The following is a 14,020-nucleotide window of genomic DNA, read 5'->3' on the forward strand; positions in this document are numbered from 1 at the left end:
CGATTTCAGGAGTAATCATCGCATGACAGATCATCCAGCCAGTTCGGGTCCTGCCCAGCGTCCGCCTCTGCCGCCTCGTCGTCCGGCCCCGCCTGCGGGTGGGTATGCCCCGGAGCCTCGGCGTGGGAGTGGTATTTTTGCGAAGGTGCTGACGTCGCTGGCGGCGTCGATCCTGATTCTGTCGGTGATCCTGAACTTCTATCTCGGGGCGATTGTGTACTCGGTTTACAGCGGGCCGAGTGAAGAGGTTTACGCTGCGGGTGATCCGATGCATCGGATCGTGGTGGTGCCGATTGATGGAGCGATCGGTGAGGACACGGCGCGGTCGTTTCGGAACAGCATGAATGCGTTAGAAGGCAATCTGCCCAAGGCGATTGTGCTGCGGGTCAACTCGCCCGGCGGGGGGATCACGGCGTCGGACCAGGTGTGGTACCGGCTCTCGCAGTTCAAGGAGGAGCACCCTGATGTTCCGGTGATTGCGAGTTTTGGTTCGGTGGCGGCGAGCGGGGGGTATTACATTTCGGCCCCGGCTGATTTCATCATGGCTGAGACGACGACGATCACGGGCAGCATCGGTGTGATCGCGACGGGGTTCACGATTTCGGACATGCTGGAGAAGATCGGTGTGACGCCTGAGGTGATTACCTCCACGGACTCTGTGAACAAGGATACTGGGAGCATGTACCGGCCGTGGACGGAGCAGGATCGTGAGGTGATCAAGGGGCTGCTCGATAGCGGCTACGAGCGGTTTGTGACAGTGGTCAAGGAGGGGCGCAGAGCTGTGCTTACGGAAGAAGAGGTGCGTGGGGTGGCGACGGGCGAGATCTTCACGGCGGCCGAGGCTCAGGAGGCCGGTTTGATCGATGGCATCGGTTATCTCGATGATGCTTTGGACAAGGCGGTTGAGTTGGCGGGGATTCCGGCGGATGTGACGCCTCATATCACGGTGATCCGCGAGCCCGAGCCCTTCAACCCTTTTGCGCTGGTCTCATCGGGTGTGGGCGGGATGGAAGCTTTGACCGCGCAGCGGCTGCGCGCGTTGGCGCTGGAGTTGGGCTTGCCGGCCGTGAGTTACCGGGCACCGATTTCGATGCCTTGAGGCTTGTCTAAATCAGACGGAACGGGCGGCGGCGGCGAGTTGGGCCTGTGAGCGTTCGCGGAGGACGTCGAGCATGCCGCGGACTTCGTCGGCCATTCGGCTGTTGGGGAATTCCTGGATGATCTGCTCACCGACCTGGGTAGCTCGGACCCATTCGCGGTCCTGGACGGCCATCTTGAACTGGACGCCGAGGTTGTCACGTTTCTTGCCGATGACGCCTCGTGCGGTTTCACGGTAGGGCTCGGCTTCGTGTTCAGTGAAGTGCTTATCGATTTCCTTGAGGAGTTCCATCGCGCGGTCGTTGTCGTCATTGCCGGCAGCTTCGAGGAAGCGGCGTTCGAGGTCGCGTTTGTACTGGTCTTTTGCCTGTGAGAGGCGGCGGGGCAGCCCTTTGATGCGCTGGGATTCGGGGTAGAGACGCTGGAGCTTGGCGGCTTCTTTCTGAGCGGCGTCGAAGTCGTGGCGGGCGACGGTCTCGTCGAGTTTGGCGAGGGCGCGGGTGATCTTGGCTTCGGTTTCGGCGTTTCGGGCGGCGTGGATCTGGTCGCGGTATTCCTCGGCTTCCTCGCGGTAGCCGTAGACCTTGGCGAGGTCTTCAACGAGGACGACGGCGGCCCCAAACTCGCCTTCGGTGATGTCGGTTTTGATGGTTTCGCGGAGGAGTTGGATGTCGGCGTCGCGGTAGGCCACGCGTTTGGCGGTTTCACTGATGAGCAGGCGATCGTTGATGGAGCGCAGGAGTTCGAGCGACTCGGCGAGGCTGGCGGTTCCGCCGATGCCTTTGCCTGAGAGGCCGTGGAGGGCCCAGCGGATGGAGCCTGCGGTGATCATGGCGACGCTGAGAAGTCCCATGAGGACGGAGGGCAGGTAGGCGAGGTAGCTGACAAAGACGCGGGTCTGTTCGGCGAGGATTTCTTCGGGGTCGAAGGCTGTTCTGGCGACGGCAGCGAGCACGATGGAGAGGACCATCAGCAGGAGTCCGAGGGCGATCATCAGCAGGGGGCTTGTGCCTCTGCGGGGTGCGGCTGGTGTGGTGTTGGGGTTTTCGTTGCTGGTGTCTTGAGCCATGCATCGGTCCTAGGAGATGAAGGGAAAGGATGATACCTGTGGCGGCCTGGCCATCTGCCCGGGCTCTTCGTGTTGAGATCAGTTTAACCGGCCCTTAGGCTGCGCGCATGGATCGCTTGTGGAAGCTGGTGCGAGGCGTTGGGGTTTGGCTGCTGGCCGTTGGGCTGTTGGCATGGGTGGTGGTGCTGGCCTGGCCGACGCTGACGGAGGCGTTGGCGCGGGCGGATGCGCCGTGGTGGCTGTGGGCGGTGGGCGGCTTGATGGTGCTCGGGAATCTGGTTTTGACGGGGGTTTTGTGGTGGCTGATCCATCTGCCGTTGCCTGCGGAACCGAGGTTGGGTTGTGTACGGATGACGGGGCTGATGGCGGCGAGCGGCCTGCTGAACATGATTCCTGGTCCGCGGTTGGGTCTGGTGGGTCGGTCGCTTTATCTCAAGCGTGTGCATGGGATTCTGCTCAGGGATTCAAGCCTGATCATCCTTTGTATGGTGGTGGCAACGGCGGTGGTTTTTCCCTTGGCCGTGCTGCCGCTTTGGCTGGGAGGGGTGCTGGGTGGTTTGGGGTGGGGTGTGATTCTGCTGTTGGTGGCTTATCCGGCGTCGCGGTGGGTTACGTATCTGCATGTGCCGGCGAGTTTCTCGGGCATGTATGTGGTGCTGGTGTTGCGGAGTCTGGAGGTGGTGGTTCAGGCGTTACGGCTGGTGGTGGCGGGGCGGCTGATGGGTTTGGAGGTTGATCTGCGGATGGGTTTGGCTTTGGGGGTGGTGGGGATGCTTGGGCGGTTGGTGGCGCTGACGCCTAATGGTTTGGGGATCACTGAAGCGGCGATGGCTGCGGCGGGCGTGTGGCTGAAGTCGCTGGATGCGTCGAGTGCGGCGGCGTTGTCGCTGATTGATCGCGCGATCGAGACGGTGGTGGTGATGGTGGTGGGGGGGCTGAGTCTGATTCCGCTTCGGACGGCGTGGCGGGAAGCGGGTGGGGCCGAGCGGTTAGCTGAGGAGACGGATACGGGCCCCGCAGCGTGAGCAGGTGGCTGAGGTGGTGGCGTCGGTGTGGTTTAGGATGGCGCTTAAGGCATCGGGGCACCAGCCGGCGGCGGTCAGCGGGGCGATGCGGAGTGATGCGCCGGCGGTTTGTCCCGCGGGACAGGCGGGGCCATCGGGATCGATTTCGCCAGCGAGTTCGGCTGGGTGATCGGGTTGCATTTGGGACGCGGGTGTCGGTTTGGGGTCGCTGTTGGCTTCGGGATGGACATCGGCTCTGTGGTCCATGGCCATGTTGGCGAGTTGATCGGCGCGTTCGTTGGCTTCGCGGCGGACGTGTTCGGCGGCCCAGGTGTTGAAGCGTTCGAGCAGCTGTGAGGCTTCGAGGTAGAGGGGTTTGAGGTCGGGTGATTTGACCCGGTATTCCCGGCGGAGCTGTTTGACGATGAGTTCGGAGTCGAGGCGGATGAGGAGATCGGTAACGCCTAGTTTGCTGGCGGTTTCGAGGCCGTGGATCAGTCCGCGGTACTCGGCGACGTTGTTCGTACAGCGGCCGAGGTAGTAGCCGGCTTCGGCGATGACCTGGTTGTTCTCATCGGTGAGGAAGATCCCGGCGCCGGCTGGGCCGGGGTTGCCACGCGATCCGCCGTCGGTCTGGAGGGTGGCTCGCATCGGCTGGCCTCGGGGGGTAGGTGACTGCGGTTCTCGGCGGGCTGGTAGGGGTGGGTTAGCCCTTGGCGCCGATGGCTTCCTTGAGGTCCTGGTGGATGTAGAGGATGCGGCGGCAGCTCGGGCAGGTGATGACTTCGTCGCGACGCATGATCAAGCCGTTGACGGTCTCGACGGGCAGGGACATGTAGCAGCCGCCACAGGTGTATTCCATGCGGCGGCGGTCCTGTTCTTCGATCGAGGCAACGGGTTCGCCGTCGTAGCTGTCGCTGAGCCGGTCGAACATGCGGAGGACATCGGGGGCGATGCCTTCGGCGGCTTTTTCGCGTTCGGCGATGGCCTCATCGAGTTTTTCGCCGACTTCCTCGCGGGCGGCGTTGACGTCGGCGTCGGCCTGATCGACCAGTTTCTTCTGGTTGGTGACCTGTTCGTCGAGTTCGGCAAGTTGGGCTTTGAGTTCTTCGAGGCGTTCCATCTCGGTGATGATCTGCTCTTCGATCTTGGCTTTTTCGACTTTGAGCGTGTTCATCTCGACGAGGAGGGCGGAGTATTCCTTGTTGCTGGTGACCGTGTTCATCTGGTTGCGGTGCTGTTCGACCTTCTGATCGATTTCGGCGACCTGTTTTTCGAGCCCGCTGGTGGTGGCCTGGTGCCGGCGGTGTTCGTCGGCGACTTCGGTCTGCTGCAGGGCGAAGCGATCGAGCTTCTTCTGCTGGGCGTCGCGGCGGCGTTGGTTGGCTTCGAGCCGTCCGCTGAGCCCTTGGACGGCGAGGTCGGCCTGATAAAGATCTCGGATGCGGTCCTGTAGCGACAAGCTGTGTGTCTCCGGTAACAGGGTGATGAGATAGTTTAGCAGAAGCGGCCGTTGGGCCCTATTCGGGTCTGGTGGTGTTTGGCAGGGGGTTTATGGCTGTGTTGGACGTGGTTTTTGGTGATCCGGGCTGGTCCGGGTGATCGGTTTTGCCGATAAAGCGGAGACGGCTATACTGCTGGGCTCCGGCGTGCCGGAGGACAATTTGGGGCAGTAGCTCAGTTGGGAGAGCGTCGCCATGGCATGGCGAAGGTCAGGAGTTCGAGCCTCCTCTGCTCCACTTGGAAGCCCGCTTTAACGAGCGGGCTTTTTTTGTGGGCGTTTGGTGAGTTTGGGGCGGTCTTCGTCGCGGCAGTCGATGAGGTCGGGGATCTGGGTGAAGGCGATGCGTAGGGGGGCGCTGTCCATGGCACCGAGCATGGCTCCGGGGAAGACGGCGTTGTTGCCGAAGCGTTGCTCGATGCGGTCCATGGCGTTGGCGAGGTGGTTGAGTTCCTGTTGCTCGGGGAAGAGCGAGGCGGTGGCGGCGGCGTCGGGGGTGAGGTCGGAGAGGGTGACGGAGACCTTGAGGGGATCGGCGTAGGCCTGCTCTGGCCAGGCTTCGGAACAGAGGCGGACGAGGGTGAGGGTGTCGCGGATGGCGGGCAGTCGGACCTGGTGGTGCCAGCGGGTGCGGTCGATGAAGCGGACGGCGAGGTCCATGCGTCCGGCGTGGTAGCCGAGTCGGCGGAGTCGGCGGGCGGCTTTGTGGATCATGTGGGTCATGACGCGTCGGGCTTTATCGAGGCTGCGGTACTCGGGGGCGAGGACGTGGGAGTGGCCGACGGTTCGGCGGTGGGTGGGGGTTTCGTGGACGTGGTGCCCGCGTAGCTGGTGGTACCAGACGGAGCCGATGAGTTTGCTGGCCCAGATGGTCTGTAGGGCGGATTCGGAGAGTTGGCAGAGTTGTTCGATGGTGGTGACGCCTGCCTGGGCGAGACGGGCGTGCATGCGTCGGCCGATCCCTGGTAGGTCGTCGAGGTCGAGGCTGTAGAGGCGGGTGGGGAGGTCTTCGGGGCGGAGGACGACGAGTCCATCGGGTTTCTGGAGGTCGGTGGCGACCTTGGCGAGCCATTTGTTGGGTCCGACGCCAACGGAGCAGCGGATGTACTGGCCGACGTCGTCGTAGATGGCCTGCTTGACGTTGCGGGCGATACAGGTGGCGCGGTCGTGATCGCGTTCGTTGGCCATGAGCCTGGCGGCCATCTCGTCGATGGAGCAGACCTCGTCGACGTGGATGCAGCGCTCGACGGCTTTGATGATGTCGTGGTGGACGCGGACGTAGAGTTCGTGGCGGGCGAGGACGAAGCGGATGTCGGGGCAGAGGCGCCGGGCCTCGGGGATGGGGGTGCCGGTTTTGATGCCTTTGGCCTTGGCCTCGTAACTGGAGGCGATGCAGCAGGTGGCTTCGGTGTTGACGGGAACAATGGCGACAGGCTTGTGGCGGAGGCGTGGCTGCATCTGCTGTTCGACGGAGGCGAAGTAGCCGTTGATGTCGACGTAGAGGTGTCTGAGGAAGTTAGGCGGCATACCTAATATTATACTAACAGAATTGCGGATGACCAGAGGTTCTGCCGATGTTGGTGGGGAGTGGGGCAGGGATCGCTATAAGTCGTTTTTCTTCATCGTGGTGTAATTGAGGTTATTGAGCATGGTCGCAGGGTCGAAGTGGATCGGGTCTGGTTTACTGCTGGTGTCGGTGCTGTTGTGTGGGTGTCATCCGCATCGGCAGTACAACACCGAGCCGGAGCAGTACCTGCAGGTGTTGTCGGTGCCGGGGCAAGCGGGGGTGTCGTTTGATCTGGGGATTGTGGAGTTCGATGACCATGGCCAGTTCTGGGATGAATCCCAGTTAGATGCGGTGCTGGGCCGTATTGCGGAGCGGAATGCCGAGTCGGAGCGGGGGATTCTGGTGCTGCCGTTTGTGCATGGTTGGAAAAACAATGCGGATCCATCGAAGGCATCTGGCGATCTGGTGGATTTCAAACAGACGCTGGGGGAGATTGCGGTTGATTTGCAGGCGGGAGGGGAGGCGACACCTGAGGCGGTGATAGGGGTTTATCTGGGTTGGCGCGGGGATACATCGATGGTGCCGTTGCAGAAGCAGGCGACTTTCTGGGGGCGTCGTTTTGCGGCGGAGCGGATTGCTTCACTGAATATGCGTGAGACCCTCTTTCGGTTGATGCGGGCGACCAATAAGGATCCGCGATCGAAGGTGTATGTGGTGGGTCATTCGATGGGTGGTCTGATTGTGGGACAGACTCTGTCGCAGGCTCTGACAACGCTGTTGATGGCCAGCGGTGAGGAGGGGCTGCGGGTCCCGGCGAATTTCACGGTGTTGATGAATCCTGCGTTGGACGCCTTGAAGTCCTGGCAGGTGATTGACTACCTCAAGCGAGCGAATGTCCGGCTTGAGCTGCGGCGGCCGGATGGGAGCGTTGAACTGGCACCCGGTCCGATCATCGCTTCGATTACTTCGGAGGCCGACAGGGCTACGGGGATTGCGTATCCCTTCGGTCGGTCTTTCTCAACGGTCTTTACGGAGTTCCGAAACGATCATGAAGAGGGCGAGCCGAGTCAGCGCCATTTATCTTTGCATGCCGAGGGACACGTGGACTATCTCGTCAGCCATCGCGCTTATGTCGAGAATGGCGAAGTGGTTCTTGAGCGTGTCGAGGGGGCGTATAACGACACGCCATTTTGGGTGATACGTGTGACCAAGGATATCTGTGCGGATCACAACGACACACGTAACCCGATGCTTGGCAGGTTGATCGAGCAGGTTTCGGGCCTGAACAGTCTTTACGAGAGTGATGTGAGCACCTGGCTGGTAGCTGATTACGATCTGATTTCGGGTCGGTGAAGTTGGTGCCGGGACGGCTTGGCTTCAGGCCCAGAGGGCTTCGTAGCGGCCGGTGGTGGCTGCGGCTCGGGCGGCGAGGAGGAGGTCGGCGCGGCTGCCGTGGCTGGGGGTGGGCAGTGGGAGTTGGGCGACGCCGATGATGCGGCGGATGGTTTCACAGGCGGCGTAGCGGGCGAGGAGGATGGGATCGACTTCGGGGGCGTTGTCGGTGGCGAGGTAGGCGTCGAGGAAGACTTCTGCGGTGTACTGGGGCTGGCTGGCCAGGGCGAGGTGGGCGACGAACACGGCGAGGTCGAAAGAGGGGTCGCCCAGGAAGCCGAATTCGGGGTCGATGACGAAGATGCCACGGTCCGGGGTTCGGAGGAAGCTGCCCGGGAAGTAGTCGCCATGGACGAGTCGGGGGCCGTCAGCGAGGTATCGGTCGCCGGTTCTCAGGGCGATGTCGAGCAACTTGTCGTCGGCCTGGGTGAGGGCGGCTGCGGCGGCGAGGCCGGGTTCGAGGGCGTCGAGATCGAGTCCCATGCCGGCGACGGCCCCCGGCTGTAGCGGGATGATGAAGATGTGCTGGTGGTTGAGCCGTCTCATCTCGCGGTTGGCGAACGCGTCGGTGTCGCTGGGTGGGTCCTGAGCGTGGAGGCTGGCGGCGAAGGTGCCGAGTTGGCGGAGTTCGTCGTCGTCGATGGGGATGCCGTGGTAGACATCGGTGAGGTCGGTGGCTTCGGGGATATCTTCGAGGACGAGGATGCGGGCTTCTGCGTCGGCGGCGAGGAGGTCGGGCATGCGCTGGTGGACGCCTGGGATGTGGGCGGCGGTGGTGTAGAAGCGTTGTTCGGCGAGGGCGCGATCCCAGGGGGCTTCGATCTGGGGGTACTTCTCGACCCAGGGGCGTGATTGTTTGAGGATGACCGAGTCGTTGTCGGTTGTGACGCGGAGGGTGAGATTCATGTTGCCTTCGCCGGCTTTCTCGACGGATAGCAGGCTGGCGTCGCGGTCGATGACGTCGAGCCGGGAGAGGATGCGCGCGATGAACTCGGGATCCGAGGCGGAGAGCCAGGGGAAGTCGGGATGGGAGGTTCGCCAGGGTTCGGGGATCATTGCTGGATGATAACGATCCTTGAAGGTGTGCTTTTCTACGTCGCATATAACGGGGCCGGCCGGGGCCTAGGATGTGATTCCCGGATCGCTTGCTTGTCCTTTTATTGAGAGTTGATGCTTATGAGTTCTTCGCAGCCCAATCGCCTGGCCGAGGCGACGAGCCCGTATTTGCTTCAGCATGCTTACAACCCGGTGGACTGGTATCCGTGGGGTGAGGAGGCGTTTGAGGCAGCGCGGGCATCGGGGCGGCCGATTTTCCTGTCGGTGGGGTATTCGACGTGTTACTGGTGTCACGTGATGGAGCGGGAGATTTTTGAGAAGCCGGTGATGGCTGCTTTGATGAACGAGCTGTTTATCAACGTGAAGGTGGATCGTGAGGAACTGCCGGATGTCGACGATGTGTATATGACGGCGGTGCAGGCGATGACGCGTCGGGGTGGGTGGCCGATGAGTGTGTTCCTGACCCCGCCCGGTGCTGAAGGCGAGGATGATCCGGGGTTGAGGCCGTTCTGGGCGGCGACGTATCTCCCGCCAGAGCCGGCTCACGGGATGCCGAGTTTTCCGCAGGTGCTGCAGTCTTTGGCCAAGGCCTGGCGGGAGCAGCGTCAGGAGGTTTTGGATCAGGCGCGTCAGCTAGCGGAGGTCGTGAAGGGGCAGCTCGAGCATCGGGAGGAGTCGGGCGAGCCGGGTGAATCGGTGGTTCAGGAGGCGACGGATCAGCTGGTTCGGCAGGCGGATGGTCGTCATGGCGGGTATGGCGGAGCGCCGAAGTTCCCGCAGGTATCCATGTTGAGTTTCGAGCTCACGGTGGCGGCGGCGACCGAGAACGAAGAACTGCTGAGACACCTCCATCAGACGCTGGATCGGATGGCAAGGGGCGGGATTTATGACCAGATTGGTGGTGGTTTTCACCGATACAGCGTGGATGAGCGCTGGCTGGTTCCGCACTTCGAGAAGATGCTGTACGACAATGGGCAGTTGCTGGCCTTGTACGCCGATGCGGTGCTGCTGCAGCCTGAGCATCCCTCGGCGGAGCATTACCGGCTGGTGCTCCGAGAGACGGCGGAGTATCTGCGACGGGAGATGCTGGATGAGACGGGGGCTTTCTGGTCGGCGCAGGATGCGGAGGTGGATTCGCGTGAGGGGAAGAACTATCTCTGGCGATCGGAAGAGCTGCCGGGGGTGATTGAGGATGTGGCATTGCGGGGGCTGGCTGAACGGATGTTTGGCCTGGACATCGGGACGAATTTTCAGGACCCGCATCATTCGGAGGATCCTCCGGCGAATGTTCTGTTTCTGCCGGTTTCTCTCGACGAACTCGCGCAGCGTGAGGGGGTTCCCATGGCGGGTTTATTGGAGCGGCGAGATTCGGCGCGCGCGTTGATGCTCGCTGCGCGGCAGCGGCGGGAGCAGCCATCGACCGATGACAAGGTGCTGGTGGCCTGGAATGGGATGGCGATTGCCGGCCTGGCGCGAGCGGGGCGAGCACTGGAAGATGCGGGGATGGTCGACCTGGCTGCGGGTGCTGCCGATGCGATACTGATGCATCTGTCGCGAGAGGGTGGTGGTCTTTGGCGGACGATGCGTCGGGGGCAGAAGCAGATTGCGGGCTATCTGGATGATTACGCGTTCTTTGTTGCCGGGTTGATTGAGTTGGCTCGGTCGCTGGAGGGAGATCGGGCGCGTCGTTATCTGGATGAGGCGTTGCGGCTGATGGCTTATGTGGCCACGAAGTTTTCTGCACCGGGCGGCGGCTATCTTGACTCTGAGGAGGGAGCAAGCGTGTTGTTTGTCCGCACACGCTCTCGGCATGATGGCGCGGTGGCATCGGGTAATGCTCAGATGGCTCACAATCTGCTGGATCTCTACGAATTGACTGGTGAGTCACGCTGGCTGGCTGCCGCGGAGGCTTTGTTCAATGGCTTCGCGGAGTCGCTGGCTGCATTAGGTGCGGCGATGGTGCATATGCAGCATGCGTTGCTGCGTTTGATGGGGCATCGGGCTGGTCTGCAGCAACGGGAGCGGGTGTCCTCGGAGGCGTCTTCCGGGCCCATTCGGGTGTTGGTTGAGCGTGTGCGGGTCGATGAGGGTGCTGTCAGGGTTTCCGGGCTGTTGGTGCTTGAGATTGAGGATGGCTATCACGTAAACGCCCCGGGTGCGGTGGAAGGCTTGACGGGACTGGCGTTGTCTACTGATCGTGGACGACTTGACGCAGAGTGGCCGGAGCCGATGACGCGGAAGCTGGCGTTTTCGGAAGAGAAGCTGGCTTTGTACGAGGGTCGGCTGGAGCTACCGTTTGTGCTTGAGATGGATGGTGATTTGGAGGCGGGGGTAAACCTGCTGGTCAGGGTTCAGGCCTGTGGTGAGACGGCCTGCCTGTCACCGGTTGAGCTGCGGGTGTCGGTTCTGGCGAGCACGGATTCGGGAGTGCATGGATGATCGATACCCACTGTCATCTGACCTATCGCGGGCTGGCGGAGCGCGTGGATGAGGTTCTGGAAGGGGCTCGGGAGGCCGGTGTTGATCGGATGGTGTCGATCGGTACGGGGATTGCAGATAGCGAGAAAGCGGCGGTCTTGGCAGGCGAGCGTGAAGGGGTCTATGCGACGGTGGGGCTGCATCCGCATCACGCCGGGGAGTTGGTGGATGAGTCGAGCTTTAGTCAATCGGTTTGGCGTCTGGCTGGGTTGCCGGGTGTGGTGGGGCTGGGTGAGATGGGTCTCGACGATCACTACGACGACCCGCCCGGTGTTGTGCAGGAGCGGGCATTTGCCGTTCAGCTCGGTTTGGCGGGTGAGGCGGGCTTAGCGCATCTGCCGGTCGTTGTGCACAACCGGGAGGCGACTGAGCGGACGGTTGGGATGGTTCGTGAGAGTGGTTTGGACGTCGGACGTTTTGTTTTTCACTGCTTTACGGGGACGGCGGATGAGCTTGACGTGATTCTTGATCTCGGTGTGTGGGTTGGGCTGACGGGGATCGTGACGTTCAACTCGGCGCGGGATGTAGCCGAGGCATCGGACCGGATCCCGATCGACCGGTTGCTGGTGGAGACGGATGCGCCTTACCTGACGCCTGCCCCGCATCGGAAAGTGCGTCCCAATGAGCCGAAGTACGTGGTGGAGGTGGCACGGTTTCTGGCTGAGCGCAGGGGGATGTCATACGAGGCTCTTGTGGAGCGGGTCGACCGGAATGCGGAGCGGTTTTACGGGCTGGATGCGGTGGCTAGTTGACCGAGGGGTCTGCGGGGAGGTGATCGGTGGGCACGGGGATCTGCCCGGAACGCGAGAGGGCGATCTGGTGGTGCAGGCGGAGCCAGTGGCGTTCGTCTTCGAGGAAGACGTGGTCGGCGTTGGCGGCGGCGTGCAGCCAGGAGCCGGCGGCGAGTTCGCGTTCAAGCTGTCCGGGCGACCAGCCGGCGTAGCCGACGAAGTAGCGGCTACGGCCGGAGGGGGAGGTGACGAGGCTGGTAACGGCTTCTTCTTCGGTGGTGAAGTAGATGCCGGGCAGCACGTTCTGTTCGGCCAGCGCGGGCTGGGTGTGAAGGACCATCAGCGGGCCGTCGCAGGGGCCGCCTTGGTAGAGCACGTCGTTGATCCCGCAGGGGGTGTCGGAGACCTGTTCCCAGACATCGCAGAGTTCGGTTTCGGTGGGGCGGTTGAGAGTGATGCCCATGGCTCCGTCTTCGTTGTGTTCGATCATGAGGGTGATCGTGCGCACGAAGTGAGGGTCCCGGAGGTCGGATGAAGCGACGAGAAGAGCGCCTTTGAGTGAAGTCATGGTTCCCCTTCCAGTTGCCGGATGGTAACCGGAACAGGTGCCCCTAGCTAGCGACTTATGAACCTGATTCGAGTTGTTTTCTTGCTCAGGCTGTGATTGGGTTTTGCTGTGCGATGGTTTCGAAATGATCGTGCTGCGCGGCGCCGTAGACTCTGAGTTCGTAGGGCTGTTCTTCGGTGAGTCCGACCTTGTGTGAAAGCTGACGAAGGCTGGCATTCTGGGTGTAGCAGGTGGTGTAGGTATCCAGTCCGCGTTCTTCGCAGAGTTCGATCAGGTGCCGTGCGGTCAGCAGGCCATAGCCTTTCCCACGGTGTTCGGGCTGGGTGACGACCCCGATTTCGGCTTTCCCGGCTCCCCAGAAGCACATGTAGGCCTCGCTGAGGATTTCGTCTTCTTTGACAAGGCAGACGCCCAAGCCATAGGTCAGGAAGCGATCCACGGAACCCATCGCGCGGACCACCTGCTCGTGCCATTGGCATCTGGGGACGAGGCCGGAATCCATCGGTGTCAGCATGCAGCCGGGCGGCACACGGATTTCGTTGAGTGGGGATGCCGAGATATCGAAGCCGTAGAGGGCAACGCGGTCCAGCAGTCGGTCGGCGGGCGGTGGGACAATGGGCTGGTCACGGGCTGGCCAGACGAGCATGACCGGCCCATCGGCTAGCAGGCTGGTCACGGCGGCCTCGAGAAAGCCCTGCTGGACCGCGTGACTGGCGAAGGTGAAGCCATAGTAGTCGGCCTGGACGAGGGCGCAGGTGGGCTGTTCGGGATGATCAACGATCACTCTGCCTGGCACCCTGCGGTCGAGGGTGGCGAAGAGCATGGCTGCATTGGGGCTCTCTTCGAGGAACAGCGTCGCGATATCCGCGAAGCGATTGGGGGGTAACGCGTCCATTTGAGCAGCGAGGGAACTTCTGTTTGGAGACGGTGAATCTTGGCGTGCGACGTCAGGCTGGATGCAGCATAGCGATCCGGGTCGCTGGCATGAGCGGTTCAGGGAAATCTCACACTTCAATCTTCAGGCGTGGGTCTCAGGCGGCGGCGCGGGCGGTGGCCTTGCGGTCGAGATATTCGGCGAGACGACGCCTGTCGATCTGGGATTCGAAGTTCTCGAAGGCGATCGCCATACGAGCTGGTCCCGGCTCGTTGTCCTCGGCACCGTGGAGCCGGACGACCTTGCCAGCGGCCCTGAACGTCGTGTGGTGCTCGCCTGGCAGCATGCCACGGATTTCGAGCTGCTGGCCGTGGGGGAGGGGGCTGTCGAGTTCGAATCTCATGCCTGAGATGCTGATGTCGTAGATGTGTCCGGTCCAGCGGTAGCGTTTCTCACCGGTGGTACGAGCCCGCAGCAGGGTATACATGGCGGGGACTTCGAAGCGAGGTTCCCGGCGTGCTTCATTCTGGTGGGTTCCGGCGATGCTGGGGTTGGACACGTGGGTACCTCTCGACGCGGGCTTGGTGAAAATGAAGAACCTTGACAGAGTGTTTATCGACCGGGTTCGGGTGCCTGCTTAACGGGCCTTGAGCGGGCTGGCGGGCAGGCGTGCAGCCTGAAGCGTGGCTGAGCCGATAAGTTGTGGGTGACGGTGAATCAGCGGCAAAAACAGGGTTTTTCC

General features: G+C 62.1%; 13 protein-coding genes and 1 tRNA gene. 6 read left to right on the plus strand and 8 right to left on the minus strand.

The genetic code is table 11. The annotated features are described in order from the left end of the window. Nucleotides 1-22: 22 nt before the first annotated feature. Nucleotides 23-1,099 carry a signal peptide peptidase SppA gene (gene sppA, locus ACQZAB_RS09480; RefSeq protein ID WP_428389248.1) on the plus strand — a complete coding sequence of 359 codons (1,077 nt, stop codon included), beginning with the start codon at nucleotides 23-25 and terminating at the stop codon, nucleotides 1,097-1,099. Between the two features lie 12 nt (nucleotides 1,100-1,111). Here the strand turns inward: sppA and ACQZAB_RS09485 are convergent, their stop codons facing one another. Then, nucleotides 1,112-2,167 (minus strand): hypothetical protein, encoded by a 1,056-nt coding sequence (locus ACQZAB_RS09485; RefSeq protein ID WP_428389250.1) that lies wholly within the window; start codon nucleotides 2,165-2,167, stop codon nucleotides 1,112-1,114. 107 nt (nucleotides 2,168-2,274) lie between these two features. Between ACQZAB_RS09485 and ACQZAB_RS09490 the strand changes: the two genes are divergently transcribed. Then, a complete protein-coding gene (locus ACQZAB_RS09490) occupies nucleotides 2,275-3,192 on the plus strand; it encodes a lysylphosphatidylglycerol synthase domain-containing protein (RefSeq protein WP_428389252.1) in 918 nt (305 codons plus the stop codon). On the opposite strand, the gene ACQZAB_RS09495 is transcribed toward ACQZAB_RS09490, so the two are convergent. After that, nucleotides 3,157-3,822, minus strand: coding sequence for a ribonuclease HI family protein (locus ACQZAB_RS09495; protein ID WP_428389254.1), 666 nt, complete (start codon nucleotides 3,820-3,822; stop codon nucleotides 3,157-3,159). The genes ACQZAB_RS09490 and ACQZAB_RS09495 overlap by 36 nt on opposite strands. Before the next feature lie 55 nt (nucleotides 3,823-3,877). Continuing rightward, nucleotides 3,878-4,633: a zinc ribbon domain-containing protein gene (locus ACQZAB_RS09500; protein ID WP_428389256.1), complete on the minus strand. Its 756-nt coding sequence runs from the start codon at nucleotides 4,631-4,633 to the stop codon at nucleotides 3,878-3,880. A gap of 204 nt (nucleotides 4,634-4,837) precedes the next feature. Here ACQZAB_RS09500 and ACQZAB_RS09505 point away from each other — a divergent pair. After that, nucleotides 4,838-4,910, plus strand: a tRNA-Ala gene (locus ACQZAB_RS09505). A gap of 14 nt (nucleotides 4,911-4,924) precedes the next feature. On the opposite strand, the gene ACQZAB_RS09510 is transcribed toward ACQZAB_RS09505, so the two are convergent. Continuing rightward, nucleotides 4,925-6,199: a DNA polymerase Y family protein gene (locus ACQZAB_RS09510; protein ID WP_428389258.1), complete on the minus strand. Its 1,275-nt coding sequence runs from the start codon at nucleotides 6,197-6,199 to the stop codon at nucleotides 4,925-4,927. 121 nt (nucleotides 6,200-6,320) lie between these two features. Between ACQZAB_RS09510 and ACQZAB_RS09515 the strand changes: the two genes are divergently transcribed. Next, nucleotides 6,321-7,532, plus strand: coding sequence for a hypothetical protein (locus tag ACQZAB_RS09515; protein ID WP_428389260.1), 1,212 nt, complete (start codon nucleotides 6,321-6,323; stop codon nucleotides 7,530-7,532). Between the two features lie 24 nt (nucleotides 7,533-7,556). Here ACQZAB_RS09515 and ACQZAB_RS09520 read toward each other — a convergent pair whose 3' ends face one another. Next, entirely contained in the window at nucleotides 7,557-8,627 is a 1,071-nt protein-coding gene (locus ACQZAB_RS09520) for a phosphotransferase (RefSeq protein ID WP_428389262.1), read from the minus strand. 120 nt (nucleotides 8,628-8,747) lie between these two features. Here ACQZAB_RS09520 and ACQZAB_RS09525 point away from each other — a divergent pair, with 120 nt between their 5' ends. Continuing rightward, the gene (locus ACQZAB_RS09525; protein WP_428389264.1) at nucleotides 8,748-11,066 is read left to right on the plus strand and encodes a thioredoxin domain-containing protein; all 2,319 of its coding nucleotides are present in this window, start codon (nucleotides 8,748-8,750) and stop codon (nucleotides 11,064-11,066) included. After that, nucleotides 11,063-11,857 carry a TatD family hydrolase gene (locus ACQZAB_RS09530; RefSeq protein ID WP_428389266.1) on the plus strand — a complete coding sequence of 265 codons (795 nt, stop codon included), beginning with the start codon at nucleotides 11,063-11,065 and terminating at the stop codon, nucleotides 11,855-11,857. The genes ACQZAB_RS09525 and ACQZAB_RS09530 overlap by 4 nt, the downstream gene beginning before the upstream one ends. Here ACQZAB_RS09530 and ACQZAB_RS09535 read toward each other — a convergent pair. From ACQZAB_RS09535 to ACQZAB_RS09545, 3 genes are all read right to left on the minus strand, one after another. Continuing rightward, nucleotides 11,850-12,404: a YqgE/AlgH family protein gene (locus ACQZAB_RS09535; RefSeq protein WP_428389268.1), complete on the minus strand. Its 555-nt coding sequence runs from the start codon at nucleotides 12,402-12,404 to the stop codon at nucleotides 11,850-11,852. The two genes, ACQZAB_RS09530 and ACQZAB_RS09535, sit on opposite strands and share 8 nt — an antisense overlap. Before the next feature lie 85 nt (nucleotides 12,405-12,489). Next, nucleotides 12,490-13,299: a GNAT family N-acetyltransferase gene (locus tag ACQZAB_RS09540; RefSeq protein ID WP_428389270.1), complete on the minus strand. Its 810-nt coding sequence runs from the start codon at nucleotides 13,297-13,299 to the stop codon at nucleotides 12,490-12,492. A gap of 136 nt (nucleotides 13,300-13,435) precedes the next feature. Then, entirely contained in the window at nucleotides 13,436-13,837 is a 402-nt protein-coding gene (locus ACQZAB_RS09545; RefSeq protein ID WP_428389272.1) for a PilZ domain-containing protein, read from the minus strand. Nucleotides 13,838-14,020: the final 183 nt, after the last annotated feature.

Origin of the sequence: Mucisphaera sp., assembly GCF_965279675.1 — a bacterium.
Taxonomy (GTDB): domain Bacteria; phylum Planctomycetota; class Phycisphaerae; order Phycisphaerales; family Phycisphaeraceae; genus Mucisphaera.

Excerpts from the sequence above, each read along its gene's own strand:
- sppA (WP_428389248.1), top strand. The coding sequence starts at position 23 with ATGACAGATCATCCAGCCAGTTCGGGTCCTGCCCAGCGTCCGCCTCTG.
- ACQZAB_RS09485 (WP_428389250.1), bottom strand. The coding sequence starts at position 2,167 with ATGGCTCAAGACACCAGCAACGAAAACCCCAACACCACACCAGCCGCA.
- ACQZAB_RS09490 (WP_428389252.1), top strand. The coding sequence starts at position 2,275 with ATGGATCGCTTGTGGAAGCTGGTGCGAGGCGTTGGGGTTTGGCTGCTG.
- ACQZAB_RS09495 (WP_428389254.1), bottom strand. The coding sequence starts at position 3,822 with ATGCGAGCCACCCTCCAGACCGACGGCGGATCGCGTGGCAACCCCGGC.
- ACQZAB_RS09510 (WP_428389258.1), bottom strand. The coding sequence starts at position 6,199 with ATGCCGCCTAACTTCCTCAGACACCTCTACGTCGACATCAACGGCTAC.
- ACQZAB_RS09515 (WP_428389260.1), top strand. The coding sequence starts at position 6,321 with ATGGTCGCAGGGTCGAAGTGGATCGGGTCTGGTTTACTGCTGGTGTCG.
- ACQZAB_RS09520 (WP_428389262.1), bottom strand. The coding sequence starts at position 8,627 with ATGATCCCCGAACCCTGGCGAACCTCCCATCCCGACTTCCCCTGGCTC.
- ACQZAB_RS09525 (WP_428389264.1), top strand. The coding sequence starts at position 8,748 with ATGAGTTCTTCGCAGCCCAATCGCCTGGCCGAGGCGACGAGCCCGTAT.
- ACQZAB_RS09530 (WP_428389266.1), top strand. The coding sequence starts at position 11,063 with ATGATCGATACCCACTGTCATCTGACCTATCGCGGGCTGGCGGAGCGC.
- ACQZAB_RS09535 (WP_428389268.1), bottom strand. The coding sequence starts at position 12,404 with ATGACTTCACTCAAAGGCGCTCTTCTCGTCGCTTCATCCGACCTCCGG.
- ACQZAB_RS09540 (WP_428389270.1), bottom strand. The coding sequence starts at position 13,299 with ATGGACGCGTTACCCCCCAATCGCTTCGCGGATATCGCGACGCTGTTC.